Source organism: Streptomyces sp. NPDC004610 (assembly GCF_040609715.1).
Taxonomy (GTDB): Bacteria; Actinomycetota; Actinomycetes; order Streptomycetales; family Streptomycetaceae; genus Streptomyces.
This window is the reverse complement of sequence record NZ_JBEXLA010000006.1, coordinates 266,266-280,068: the sequence shown is the minus strand read 5'-3', so window position 1 is coordinate 280,068 and position 13,803 is coordinate 266,266. Positions and strand designations below refer to the sequence as shown.

At 72.5% G+C, this 13,803-nt stretch carries 7 protein-coding genes; 4 read left to right on the top strand and 3 right to left on the bottom strand.

Features of this window, described 5'->3' with window-relative positions; translation table 11 throughout:
• Window positions 1-50: 50 nt before the first annotated feature.
• The 3 genes from ABZX40_RS09260 to ABZX40_RS09250 all read right to left on the bottom strand — a co-directional run bounded on the left by ABZX40_RS09260 (window position 51) and on the right by ABZX40_RS09250 (window position 7,246).
• The gene (locus ABZX40_RS09260) at window positions 51-1,514 is read right to left on the bottom strand and encodes a glutamate synthase subunit beta (protein ID WP_355736762.1); all 1,464 of its coding nucleotides are present in this window, start codon (window positions 1,512-1,514) and stop codon (window positions 51-53) included.
• Window positions 1,507-6,105, bottom strand: coding sequence for a glutamate synthase large subunit (gene gltB / locus ABZX40_RS09255; protein WP_355736853.1), 4,599 nt, complete (start codon window positions 6,103-6,105; stop codon window positions 1,507-1,509). Before gltB ends, ABZX40_RS09260 begins: the two co-directional genes overlap by 8 nt.
• A 409-nt stretch (window positions 6,106-6,514) precedes the next feature.
• A complete protein-coding gene (locus tag ABZX40_RS09250) occupies window positions 6,515-7,246 on the bottom strand; it encodes a VIT1/CCC1 transporter family protein (RefSeq protein ID WP_355736760.1) in 732 nt (243 codons plus the stop codon).
• A 289-nt stretch (window positions 7,247-7,535) separates the two neighbouring features.
• Here ABZX40_RS09250 and ABZX40_RS09245 point away from each other — a divergent pair, with 289 nt between their 5' ends.
• The 4 genes from ABZX40_RS09245 (at window position 7,536) to ABZX40_RS09230 (ending at window position 13,793) form a co-directional block, all read left to right on the top strand.
• On the top strand, window positions 7,536-9,635 hold the full coding sequence (locus ABZX40_RS09245) for an ADP-ribosylglycohydrolase family protein (protein ID WP_355736757.1): 2,100 nt from the start codon (window positions 7,536-7,538) through the stop codon (window positions 9,633-9,635).
• The gene (locus tag ABZX40_RS09240; RefSeq protein ID WP_355736754.1) at window positions 9,632-10,924 is read left to right on the top strand and encodes an ADP-ribosylglycohydrolase family protein; all 1,293 of its coding nucleotides are present in this window, start codon (window positions 9,632-9,634) and stop codon (window positions 10,922-10,924) included. Before ABZX40_RS09245 ends, ABZX40_RS09240 begins: the two co-directional genes overlap by 4 nt.
• 119 nt (window positions 10,925-11,043) lie before the next feature.
• Window positions 11,044-12,189, top strand: a complete 1,146-nt coding sequence (locus ABZX40_RS09235) for an ADP-ribosylglycohydrolase family protein (RefSeq protein WP_355736752.1) — start codon at window positions 11,044-11,046, stop codon at window positions 12,187-12,189.
• On the top strand, window positions 12,177-13,793 hold the full coding sequence (locus ABZX40_RS09230; protein ID WP_355736749.1) for an ADP-ribosylglycohydrolase family protein: 1,617 nt from the start codon (window positions 12,177-12,179) through the stop codon (window positions 13,791-13,793). The genes ABZX40_RS09235 and ABZX40_RS09230 overlap by 13 nt, the downstream gene beginning before the upstream one ends.
• The last annotated feature ends 10 nt before the right edge of the window (window positions 13,794-13,803 follow it).

Here is a 13,803-nt window from a genome sequence, read left to right as displayed (position 1 = left end):
TACGGGAGGTCTTGAGGGGGAGAGGAGAGAGAGGGGGGCGGGCCCGTTGGTCAGACCGCCAGTGCTCGGTCCGTCGGGCGGATCGGGGCCGGCAGGTCGCTCGCGCCGGTCAGGAAGCGGTCGACGCCCCGCGCGGCCGAGCGGCCCTCGGCGATGGCCCAGACGATCAGGGACTGGCCGCGGCCCGCGTCACCGGCGACGAAGACGCCGGGGACGTTGGTCTGGTAGTCGGTGTCGCGGGCGATGTTGCCGCGGGCGTCGAGGTCGAGGGCGAACTGGTCGACCAGGCCGTTGTCCCGGTCGGTGCCGGTGAAGCCCATGGCGAGGGTGACCAGCTGGGCCGGGATGCGGCGCTCGCTGCCGGGCTTCTGGATGAGCTTGCCGTCGGTGAACTCGACCTCGGCGAGGTGCAGCCACTGGACGTTGCCGTCCTCGTCGCCCTCGAAGTGGGTGGTGGAGACGGAGTAGACCCGCTCGCCGCCCTCCTCGTGCGCGGAGGTGACCTTGTAGAGGAGGGGGAAGGTGGGCCAGGGCTGGGAGACGGGGTGCCGGTCGTCGTTGGGGCGGGGCATGATCTCCAGCTGGGTGACCGAGGCCGCGCCCTGGCGGTGGGCGGTGCCCACGCAGTCCGCGCCGGTGTCGCCGCCGCCGATGACGACGACATGCTTGCCCTCGGCGGTGAGCGGGGGCGCCACGTAGTCGCCCTCCTGGACCTTGTTCGCGAGCGGCAGGTACTCCATCGCCTGGTGGATGCCGTTCAGCTCCCGGCCCGGGACCGGCAGGTCGCGCGCGGTGGTGGCGCCGACGGCGAGGACGACGGCGTCGTAGCGCTTCTTGAGGTCGGTGGCCTTGAGGTCGCGGCCGATCTCGATGCCGGTGCGGAAGCGGGTGCCCTCGGCGCGCATCTGTTCGATACGGCGGTTGATGTGCCGCTTCTCCATCTTGAACTCGGGGATGCCGTAGCGCAGCAGGCCGCCGACGCGGTCGGCGCGCTCGTAGACGGCGACGGTGTGGCCGGCCCGGGTGAGCTGCTGGGCGGCGGCGAGACCGGCGGGGCCGGAGCCGACGACCGCGACCGTCTTGCCGGACAGGCGCTCGGGGATCTGCGGGGCCACGTCCCCGGTCTCCCACGCCTTGTCGATGATGGAGACCTCGACGTTCTTGATGGTGACGGCCGGCTGGTTGATGCCGAGGACGCAGGCGGACTCGCAGGGCGCCGGGCAGAGGCGGCCGGTGAACTCGGGGAAGTTGTTCGTGGCGTGGAGGCGCTCGGAGGCCGCCGCCCAGTCCTCGCGGTAGGCGTAGTCGTTCCACTCGGGGATCAGATTCCCGAGCGGACAGCCGTTGTGGCAGAACGGGATGCCGCAGTCCATGCAGCGGCCGGCCTGCTTGCTGATGATCGGCAGCAGCGAGCCGGGGACGTAGACCTCGTTCCAGTCGCGCAGCCGGACATCGACCGGGCGGGAGGCGGCGGTCTCGCGGCCGTGGTTCAGGAAGCCCTTCGGGTCAGCCATGCGTCGCCGCCTCCATCATCTTCTCGGTGATCTCGGTCTCGGAGAGACCCGCTCGCTCGGCGGCGTCCTTGGCGGCGAGCACTGCCTTGTACGTGCTGGGGATGATCTTGCTGAACCGGGCGGCGGCGGCCGGCCAGTCGGCGAGGAGCTTCCCGGCGACGGTGGAGCCGGTCTCCTCGGCGTGGCGGCGCACCACGTCGTGCAGCCAGTCGCGGTCGCTGTCGGAGAGGGCCTCGACGGCGCCGAGGTTGCCGGTGTTGACGTTGTCCGGGTCGAGGTCGATGACGTAGGCGATGCCGCCGGACATGCCCGCCGCGAAGTTGCGGCCGGTCTCGCCGAGGACGACGGCGTGGCCGCCGGTCATGTACTCGCAGCCGTGGTCGCCGACGCCCTCGGAGACCACCAGCGCACCGGAGTTGCGGACGCAGAAGCGCTCGCCGACCTTGCCGCGCAGGAACAGCTCACCGCCGGTGGCGCCGTAGGCGAGGGTGTTGCCCGCGATGGTGGAGTACTCGGCGAGATGGTCGGCGCCCCGGTCGGGGCGGACGATCACCCGGCCGCCGGAGAGGCCCTTGCCGACGTAGTCGTTGGCGTCGCCCTCCAGGCGCAGGGTGACCCCGCGCGGGAGGAACGCGCCGAAGGACTGGCCGGCGCTGCCGGTGAAGGTGATGTCGACGGTGTCGTCGGGCAGTCCCGCGCCGCCGAACTTCTTGGTGACCTCGTGGCCGAGCATGGTGCCGACCGTGCGGTTGATGTTGCGGATGGCGACCTGGGCGCGCACCGGCTGGGCGTCGGCGGCCGAGTCGGCGGCGAGGGCGTCGGCGGCGAGCCGGATCAGCTCGTTGTCGAGCGCCTTGGCGAGACCGTGGTCCTGCTCGACGATCTGATGGCGGACGGCGCCCTCGGGCAGGTCGGGGACGTGGAACAGCGGGGCGAGGTCGAGGCCCTGGGCCTTCCAGTGGTCGATGGCGCGGGTGACGTCGAGGACCTCGGCGTGGCCGACGGCCTCCTCGATGGAGGTAAAGCCCAGCTCGGCGAGGAGTTCGCGGACCTCTTCGGCGATGAAGGTGAAGAAGTTGACGATGTACTCGGCCTTGCCGGCGAAGCGCTCGCGCAGCACCGGGTTCTGGGTGGCGATGCCGACCGGGCAGGTGTCGAGGTGGCAGACCCGCATCATGACGCAGCCGGAGACGACCAGCGGCGCGGTGGCGAAGCCGAACTCCTCGGCGCCGAGCAGCGCGGCGATGACCACGTCCCGGCCGGTCTTGAGCTGGCCGTCGGTCTGGACGACGATCCGGTCGCGCAACCCGTTGAGCAGCAGGGTCTGCTGGGTCTCGGCGAGGCCCAGCTCCCAGGGGCCGCCCGCGTGCTTGAGGGAGGTCAGCGGGGAGGCGCCGGTGCCGCCGTCGTGCCCGGAGATCAGGACGACATCGGCGTGCGCCTTGGAGACACCGGCGGCGACGGTGCCGACGCCGACCTCGGAGACCAGCTTGACGTGAATGCGCGCCCCGGGGTTGGCGTTCTTCAGGTCGTGGATCAGCTGGGCGAGGTCCTCGATGGAGTAGATGTCGTGGTGCGGGGGCGGGGAGATCAGGCCGACGCCGGGGGTGGAGTGGCGGGTCTTGGCGACCCACGGGTAGACCTTGTGGCCGGGGAGCTGACCGCCCTCGCCGGGCTTGGCGCCCTGGGCCATCTTGATCTGGATGTCATCGGCGTTGACCAGGTACTCGCTGGTCACACCGAAGCGGCCGGAGGCGACCTGCTTGATGCTGGAGCGGCGCGCGGGGTCGTAGAGGCGCTCCGGGTCCTCGCCGCCCTCACCGGTGTTGGACTTGCCGCCGAGCTGGTTCATGGCGATGGCGAGGGTCTCGTGGGCCTCGCGGGAGATGGAGCCGTAGGACATGGCTCCGGTGGAGAACCGCTTGACGATCTCGGAGACCGGCTCGACCTCGTCCACCGGGATGGACGGGCGGTCGGAGGTGAAGCCGAACAGACCGCGCAGGGTCATCAGCCGCTCGGACTGCTCGTTGACGCGCTCGGTGTACTGCTTGAAGACGTCGTAGCGCGCGGTGCGGGTGGAGTGCTGGAGGCGGAAGACCGTGTCGGGGTCGAAGAGGTGCGGCTCGCCCTCGCGGCGCCACTGGTACTCGCCCCCTATGTCCAGCGCGCGGTGCGCGGGTGCGATGCCGGAGGCCGGGTACGCCTTGGCGTGCCGGGCGGCGACCTCCTTGGCGACGACATCGAGGCCGACGCCGCCGATCTTGGAGGTGGTGCCGTTGAAGTACTTCTCGACCAGGGCCGCTTCGAGCCCGACGGCCTCGAAGACCTGGGCGCCGCGGTAGGAGGCGACGGTGGAGATGCCCATCTTGGACATCACCTTGAGGACGCCCTTGCCGAGGGCGTAGATCAGATTGCGGATGGCCGGCTCGGACTCGATACCGGGCAGAAACGTCCCGGCACGGACCAGGTCCTCGACGGACTCCATCGCCAGATACGGGTTGACGGCGGCGGCGCCGTAGCCGATGAGCAGGGCGACATGGTGGACCTCGCGGACATCGCCGGCCTCGACCAGCAGGCCCACATGGGTGCGCTGCTTGGTGCGGATGAGGTGGTGGTGGACGGCCGCGGTGAGCAGCAGCGAGGGGATGGGGGCGTGCTCGGCGTCGGAGTGCCGGTCGGAGAGCACGATGAGGCGGGCGCCGTTCTCGATGGCGGCGTCGGCCTCGGCGCAGATCTCGTCGATGCGGGCGGCGAGGGCCTCGCCGCCGCCGTGCACCCGGTACAGGCCGGACAGGGTGGCGGCCTTGAAGCCGGGCATGTCCCCGTCGGCGTTGATGTGGATGAGCTTGGCCAGCTCGTCGTTGTCGATCACCGGGAAGGGCAGGGTGACCGTGCGACAGGACGCGGAGGTCAGGTCGAGGAGGTTGGCGGAGGGGCCCAGCGGGGAGCGCAGGGAGGTGACCAGTTCCTCCCGGATGGCGTCCAGGGGCGGGTTGGTGACCTGCGCGAACAGCTGGGTGAAGTAGTCGAACAGCAGCCGGGGGCGCTCGGAGAGGGCGGCGATCGGCGAGTCGGTGCCCATGGAGCCGATCGGCTCGGCGCCGGTCTTGGCCATCGGGGCGATGATGACCCGCAGTTCCTCCTCGGTGTAGCCGAAGGTCTGCTGGCGGCGGGTGACGGAGGCGTGGGTGTGCACGATGTGCTCGCGCTCGGGCAGGTCGGCCAGCTCGATCTCACCGGCCTCCAGCCACTCGGCGTAGGGCTGTTCGGCGGCGAGGGCGGCCTTGATCTCGTCGTCCTCGATGATCCGGTGCTCGGCGGTGTCGACGAGGAACATCCGGCCGGGCTGGAGGCGGCCCTTGCGGACCACCTTGGCGGGGTCGATGTCGAGGACGCCGACCTCGGAGCCGAGGACGACGAGACCGTCGTCGGTGACCCAGTAGCGGCCGGGGCGCAGTCCGTTGCGGTCCAGGACCGCGCCGACCTGGGTGCCGTCGGTGAAGGTGACGCAGGCCGGGCCGTCCCAGGGCTCCATCAGGGTGGCGTGGAACTGGTAGAAGGCGCGGCGGGCGGGGTCCATGGAGTCATGGTTCTCCCACGCCTCCGGGATCATCATCAGCACCGAGTGGGGCAGCGAACGGCCGCCGAGGTGGAGGAGTTCCAGGACCTCGTCGAAGGAGGCGGAGTCGGAGGCGTCCGGCGTACAGACCGGGAAGATCCGCTCCAGGCCCTCGGCGCGCGCGTCGAACAGGTCGGAGAACAGCTGCGACTCACGGGCGCGCATCCAGTTGCGGTTGCCCTTGACGGTGTTGATCTCACCGTTGTGGGCGACGAACCGGTACGGGTGGGCGAGCGGCCACGACGGGAAGGTGTTGGTGGAGAACCGGGAGTGGACCAGCGCGATGGCGGAGGCGAAGCGCCGGTCGGAGAGGTCCGGGAAGAAGGGCTCCAGCTGGCCGGTGGTCAGCATGCCCTTGTAGACGATCGTGCGCGCGGACAGCGACGGGAAGTACACGTCGGCCTCGCGCTCGGCGCGCTTGCGCAGCACGAACGCCTTGCGGTCCAGGTCGATGCCGGTGGCGCCGTCCTGGCTGACGAAGAGCTGCCGGAAGACGGGCATCGTCGAGCGGGCGGTGGCGCCGAGGAGCTGGGGGGCGACGGGGACCTCGCGCCAGCCGAGGACGGTCAGCCCCTCATCAGCGGCGATCGTCTCGATATGCGAGACGGCTTCCTCGGTGGAGCCCTCCGGGAGGAAGGCGATACCGACCGCGTACCCACCGGCCTCCGGCAGCTGGAATTCGGCCACCTCGCGGAAGAACGCGTCGGGCACCTGGGAGAGGATGCCAGCTCCGTCACCGGAGTCCGGCTCGGAGCCGGTGGCACCGCGGTGCTCCAGGTTCCGCAGCACCGTCAGGGCCTGTTCCACCAGCGTGTGGCTGGCCTCGCCGGTGAGGGTGGCCACGAATCCGACGCCGCACGCGTCGTGCTCATTCCGGGGGTCGTACAGTCCCTGCGCGGCAGGGCGAGCATCCATGAAGGACCACTTCTGGCCAGTCGTGGAGTGCTGGGACGGCTGGTGCGGCGTACGCATCGGCTCTCCCGTCGTCGTCATGTGGCTGAGGGTGCTCACCAGGGCTTTCGCGCGCTGGGGAGGTGCCGAGGGACGACGTTGGCCCTCTGCGAGAGTGCAAAATTTCGTGCAGGTTACATGATGGGACGGCTCTCGGGAACCGGATAGACCATTCCAACATGCGGACGCCGTGGCGGGTACACGACATTCAACGGACACCGCGCTCGGCGGCAGAAGTTTCGCGGGGGCCGATGAGAACAGATCGATGTCCGTCGGCCCGAGAGGAGGAAGGGCGGGCGTCGTCGCCAACCCCACCGATGCGCGCAGGCTTCATTGCCTACGGCGCTTACGGCTCATGCCCAGTGGTCACTCGCCCGAAACCAGGCAGTAATGGCCGGCTATGCGGTCCCACGCATATGTTCCAGCCGCGTTACCCTACAGCCGTTCCGAACAGAGTGCCCAGGGCGTACGTCACACCAGCCGCCGCGCCCCCCAGCGCGAGCTGCCGCAGCCCGCTGTACCACCAGCTCCGCGCGGTCACCCGGGACACCACCGCCCCGCACCCGAACAGCCCGGCGAGCGCCACCAACACGGCCGGCCACAGCACGGTCGCCCCCAGCAGATACGGCAGTACGGGCAGCAGTGCGCCCAGCGCGAACGCCCCGAAGCTGGACCCGGCGGCCACCAGCGGCGACGGCAGATCGCCGGGGTCGACGCCCAGCTCCTCCCGGGCATGGATCTCCAGCGCCTGCTCGGGGTCCTGGGACAGCTGCCGGGCGACCTCGCCCGCGAGCCGGGGCTCGACGCCCCGCGTCTCGTACAGCCGGGCCAGCTCGGCCTCCTCGTCCTGCGGGTGCTTGCGCAGCTGACGCCGCTCGACCTCCAGCTCGGCCTGGACCAGCTCGCGCTGCGAGGCGACCGAGGTGTACTCACCGGCGGCCATGGAGAAGGCACCGGCGGCGAGCCCGGCCAGCCCGGTCAGCACGATGGCCTGCTGCCCGACGGCTCCGCCCGCGACACCGGTCATCAGCGCGAGGTTGGAGACCAGTCCGTCCATCGCCCCGAACACGGCGGGCCGCAGCCAGCCGCCGTTCACATCACGGTGGGTGTGGTTGTCGCGATGCGCCTCGTGGAGCACCGCCTCGGTGCCGATGATGGCCATGACCGCCCCTCGCCCTCCGCTAACTTTAGACTAATTCCACTTCTCGACCACCCCCCAGACTACCCCTCGAAACCACCTCCCACCAGGAAGGAGAGCATGCCCTAACCTGCGGCTTTACCCTGCCTCGCTCATCCGATTAATAGCCCGCTCATATGTCGACCGGGTGACGCTGAGGCTCGGGAGGCTGCCCCGGGGGCAGGGCAGGGGACACTTCCGCAAATGGGTTGCGTAAGTGGATTCCGCGGAGGGTTCCGCGGGGGTTCCGCCAGCCCCGAGAGGAGAGTCCGCCATGGCTTCCGTCGCCTGCGTTCCCTCGGTCCCGGCCCCCGGTGACGCCGCCGCACTCCGTGAGCGGGCGCGCGGCGCCCTGCTCGGACTCGCCGTCGGCGACGCCCTCGGCGCCCCCGCGGAGAATCTGAAACCCTCCGAGATCCGGGCCCGCTGGGGCCGTATCACCGGATACGTCGTCGACCGCCCCGCCGGGACCGACGACACCGAGTACGCGATCTTCTCCGGACTGCTGCTCGCCCGGCACGGCAGCGCACTCACCCCGGCCCACGCGGAGGCGGCCTGGCACGCCTGGATCGCGGACCGCGCCGAGGGCCCGTTCCGGGGCGCCGGATTCAGCGAACGGGGCACCCTGGAGAACCTCCGCCGGGGCCTGGCCGCGCCCATCTCCGCCCAGCACCGGCACGCCTGGAGCGACGGGCTCGCGATGCGGGCGGCACCCTTCGGCGTCTTCGCCGCGGGCCGCCCCGCCGAGGCCGCCCGGCTGGTCGCGATCGACGGCGCGGTCAGCCACGAGGGCGAGGGCATCTACGGCGGCCAGGCGGTCGCCGCCGGGGTCGCCGCGGCGATGGGCGGCGCCTCCGTCATCGCGGTGGTCGCCTCCGCGCTCGCCGTCATCCCGGACGACTCCTGGACGGCCCGCTCGCTGCGCCGCGCGGTCACCGTCGCCCACCGGGGCGAACGCGCGGTGCGCTCCGCCGTGGTCATCGGCGGCTACCCCTGGACCGACCTCGCCCCCGAGGCCGTCGCCCTCGCCTTCGGCGCGTACGCGGCGGCCGACGGCGACTTCCGCGAGGCGGTCCTGACCGCCGTCAACATGGGCCGCGACGCCGATACGACGGCGGCGGTCGCGGGCGCACTGGCGGGCGCGACCCGGGGCGTCTCGGCCATCCCCCCCGACTGGGCAACGGCCATCGGCCCGGCCCGCGGCAGCTGCCTGCCGTCGATGGCGGGCCACCACGTACTGGAGGTGGCGGACCTACTGACGCCGGAGCTCCAGGAGGGGAGGGCAATGACACACCGGCTGACCGTCGACGGCCAGGAGGGGAGGGGGGTGACACACCGGCTGACCGTCAACGCCCAGGAGGGGACAGGGGTGACAGGCCGGCTGACCGTCGACGCCCAGGAGGGGAGGGCGGTCGCAGACCGGCTGCCCCTCGACGCCCAGGACGGGACAGGGGTGACAGACCGGCTGACCGTCAACGCCCCGGAGGGGACAGGGGGGACGGACCGGCTGACCGTCAACGCCCCGGACGGGAGGGGGGTCGCAGACCGGCTGCCCCTCGACGCCCAGGAGGGGACTGGGGTGACAGACCGACTGACCCTCAACACCCAGAACGGGAGGGGGGTCGCAGACCGGCTGCCCCCCGACGTCCAGGACGGAAGGGCGGTCGCAACCGGGCTGACCCTCAACGCCCAGGACGGAAGGGCGGTCGCAGACCGGCTGCCCCCCGACACCCAAGCCGAAAAGGCGGTCGCAACCGGGCTGACCCTCAACACCCAGGACGGGACGGCGGTCCCAGGTCGGCTGACCCCCGACACCCAAGCCGGGACGGCGGTCGCAGACCGGCCGATCCCCCACCCCCCGGACCCGACCGGGGTGACCGACCAGCTGAACTCCCACCCCCAGGGCACCACCGGACCGGCAGACCCGCCGACCCCCGCACCCCAGGACGGAAGGCAGGTTGCAGACAGACTGACCCCCACCCTCCCGGACACGACCGGGGTAGCAGACCGGCTGCCCCTCAACCTCCCGGACCCGACCCGGGCGACCGATCTGCCGACCCCCCACCTCCCGGACCCGACGGGAGGGGCACACCTGCTGACCCCTGACACCGAGGCGGGAGCAGCCGTCCTACTGACCCGCGCCCTCCCGGACACGACCGGGGTGGCAGCCCTGACGCCCCCCGACACACGGGACACGACGAGAGCGGCAGACCGCCTGACCCCCAACCCCCAGGCCACCACAAGAACGGCAGACCCCCTGCCCCCCACACCCCAGCGCACCACAGCACCAGCAGACCCGCCGCCGCTGCCCCACCTCCCGGGCACAGCACAGCCGGCGGACGACCCCTCCATCACCCCGGAGGTCGTGGCATGACCCCGGCCCCCTGGACAGAGGACCCCAGCGCCTACACCCACCACCCCACACCGTCCGCCGCCGACGGCGATCCCGCCCCACAGGGGCCACCCGCACCCGACGACGAGAGCGTCACGGGCGGTGCGGGTGGGAACCCAAGAGGCGAGGGCGAAGCCGAGCCGAGACACCACCACCCCGCCCGACGCGCAGAGGGCCTCCTCCTCGGCCTCGCCGCAGGCGACGCCGCCGGCTGGCCCGCCGCCCGCCACCGAGCCGCCCGTATGCCCGAGTGGACCCGCCGCCTCACCCGCGAACTCGACACCTTCGCCGAGCACAACGCGACCACCACCCTCCCCGTCCCCATCGCCCTCAACCAGCCCCCCGAACCCCTCCGCCTCGGCCCCTCCGACGACGCCGAATGGGCCGCCTTCGCCGCGGAGGCGCTCCTGCGCGCCGGAGACGACAGCGCCCTCGGCGACCTCAGCCGCACCCGCCGGATGCGCGCCGCCATCGACCTCACCTGGAACGCCGTGGCCAGCGAGGTCGCCGCCGCCGCGGACCGCGCGCCCGAGATCGAGTCCGCCGTCCTCCCCCTCCGCGCCCGGATCTCCGTCCGGGCCGGACTCGGCAATCTCGCCGCCGGTCTGCGCCCGCCCGCCACCGGCCACGACAACCCGCACTACTTCGACGACGCCGCCTGCGTCCGCGCCTGCGTACTGGCCGTCGCCCACCCCGGCGACCCCCGCCAGGCCGCCGATCTCGCCGAGTTCGACGCCCGCTACACCCAGGACGGCGACGGAGTCCACGGCGCCCGCGCGATGGCCGCCGCCCTCTCCCTCGCCCTGACCGGCGCGCCGGTCGGCACCTGCGTACGGGCTGCCCTCGCCGAACTCCCCGAGGGCACCGAGATCGGCCGCAACGCCCGCCACGCCCTCGACCTCGCCCGCACCGCCGACGACGCCTTCTCCCTGGTCCCGCTCCTGGAGCACCAGATCGTCGACCACGTCTACAGCTACGGCATCGCCGCCGCCGAGACCGTCCCGGTCGCCCTCGCCCTGGCCACCGCCGCCCGCGGCCGGATCTCCACCGCCGTACCGGCCGCCGCGTGTCTGTCCCGGGTCGCCGACTCCGCGCCCGCCCTCGCGGGGGCGCTGACCGGCGCGCTCGGCGGGGGCGCCGCGATCCCGGCGTCCTGGCGGGACAGCTGCCGCACCCTCTCCGGCTGCGCCCTGCCCCGCCTCACCGGCACCGACCTCGTGGAACTCGCCGAACTCCTGGAAGCCGTACAACCACCCCCGCCAGGAGGATGATTCGGTGCATGACGCCCGAAAAACCCGAAGGACCTGAAAAACCCGAAGGACTCGAAGGACCCGAAGGACTCGAAGGACCTGAAGGACCCGAAGAATCCCAAAGCGCTGAACCCTGCCCGGTGTCCCTGGAGGACCGCGTCACCGCCGCCCTGGTCGGCGCGGCGGTGGGCGACGCGCTCGGCGGCCCGGTCGAGGGCTACACACCCGAGCAGATCGTGGAGCGCCACGGCGGCCGGATCCACGGCATCGTCGGCCCCTGGAACGGCGACGACTGGCGCACGGCCCGCCCCATCGCCCCGTACCACAAGGGTGACGGCCATGTCACCGACGACACCTTGATGACCCATGCGCTGATCCGGGTCTACGACCGCGTCCGCGACCACCTCGACGCGTACGCGATCACCGACCACCTGGTCCCGGACCTCATGACCACACCCCGCTGGATCCCGGAACTGGAGGCCGAGGCACTCCCCCTCCAGCGGATCTTCCTCGCCGAGAAATGGCTGGTGGCCCGCCTCCACTACGGCCACGCCGACCCGCGCGAGGCGGGCAGCGGCAACATCGTCAACTGCGGTGCGGCGATGTACATGGCCCCGGTCGGCCTGGTCAACGCGGCCCACCCGCGGGGCGCGTACACCGAGGCCCTGGAGATCGCGGGCGCCCACCAGTCGTCGTACGGCCGTGAGGCGGCGGCCGTGTTCGCGGCGGGGGTGGCGGCGGCGTGCGCGCCCGGCGCGACCCCGGAGTCGGTGATCGGCGCCTGTCTCGCCCTCGCGAAGGACGGCACCCGGGCGGCGATCGAGGCGGTCTGCGAGGAGGCCGCCCGCCACCGGGACACCGAGTCGGCCCTGACCCCGCTGCGCGCGGCGGTCGCCCCCTACGACACGGTCGGCCCCGACTACCGCGCCCCCTCGCTCGGCGCCCGCCGCCCCTCCCGGCTGCACAGCATCGAGGAACTCCCCATCGCGCTGGGCATGCTGCTGGTCGCGGGCGGCGACTTCCGCCGGGCGGTGCTGGGTTCCGTGAACTACGGCCGGGACTGCGACTCCATCGCCACCATGGCAGGCGCCCTCGCCGGCGCCCTGGGCTCCCCCGTGCCCGAGGACTGGGCCAAGTCCGTCGCCGAGGCCAGCCGGCTGGACCTGTGGGAACCCGCCCGTACCCTCACCGCCGTCACCCGCGAGGTCTTCCGGCGGGACGGGGAACGGCGCCGGGCCCATGAGCAGGCGTTCGCCACGCTGGAGGGCCGCGGATGCTCCGCCTGACCTGGGTCCAGCCGGAGGATCTGATCGGCCATGAACTCGTCCAGGCCGCGCAGGACGGCCGGGAACCGGCGCAGATCGCCGAACGCTGGGCGGCGGCGGGCGGCCCCCCGGCCCCGGACCGTGCCGGTGCCTCCCCCGACCGGCCGTCGCGCTATCTGCGGCTGCTGGCGGAAGACCTGCTGGACGAACTCGCCGACCTGCCCAGCGTCCTGACGGACCACGAGCCGACGGACCTGCACCTGATCCACCTGAGCCGCAGCCGCACACACCCCCGCCCGATCCCCCCATCCCCGGCACCCGGCCAGACATCCGCCACCGTCGCCGCGCCCGGCCAAACGTCAGCCGCCACCACCACCCTCGGCCGGACGACCCCCACCACGCCCCCCGACCCGACATCCACCACCACGCCCCCCAACCCGGCGTACCGCACCACCACCCCCGACCCTGCGTACCGCACCACCACCCCCGACCCCACGTACCCCGCCACCACCCCCGCCCCCGCGTACCGCACCACCACCCCCGCCCCCGCATACCCCGCCACCACCCCCGCCCCCGCCTACCGCGCCCGCCTCCACGCCGCCTGGCTGGGTCGCGCGGTCGGCTGCCTGCTCGGCAAACCCGTCGAGAAGCTCCCCCTCACCGGCCTCCGCGCCCTCGCCGCGGCCACCGGCAACTGGCCCCTGACCGGCTACTTCACCGCCCGGGGCGTCCCGGAGGAACTGCTCGCCCGCCACCCCTGGAACCGCCGCTCCGCCCCCACCTCCCTCGCCGAGAACATCGACGGCATGCCCGAGGACGACGACCTCAACTACCCCCTCCTCAACCTCCTGCTCCTCCAGCGCCACGGCCCCGCCTTCACCACCGCCGACGTGGCCCGCCTCTGGCTGGACGAACTCCCCGCCGGCCGTACCTTCACCGCCGAGCGCATCGCCTACCGCAATCTCCTCACCGGCGTCGAACCCCCGTACACCGCCCGCCGGCGCAACCCCTTCCGCGAGTGGATCGGCGCCCTGATCCGCGCCGACGTACACGGCTGGACCCACCCCGGCGCCCCCGAGGCCGCCGCCGCCCAGGCCCACCGCGACGCCGTCCTCACCCACACCGCCAACGGCGTCTACGCGGCCATGTTCATCGCCGCCACCATCGCCACCGCCGCCACCGGCACCGCCGACATCCACACCAGTCTGCGCACCGGCCTGACGGTGATCCCGCCCCGCTCACGGCTGACCGAGGCGATCACCCACGCCCTCGAACTGGCTCGGACCCACACCGATTTCGACTCCGTGGTGGATGAACTCCACACCCGCCACGCCGGCTACCACTGGGTCCACGCCATCCCCAACACCGCCCTGATCACCGCCGCCCTCACCCACGCCGACGGCGACTTCTCCGGCTCCATCTGCCGCGTGGTGTCCGGCGGCTGGGACACCGACTCCAACGGTGCCACGGCGGGCAGCGTCGCCGGACTGCTGGCCGGTTCCCCCGCCGCGCTCCCCGACCGCTGGACCGCGCCCCTGAAGAACCGCCTGGCCACCTCCGTGGGCGACTTCCACGGCACCGGCTTCGACACCCTCGCCCACCTCACCGCAGCCCTCGTCCGCTAGCCTCCCCTCC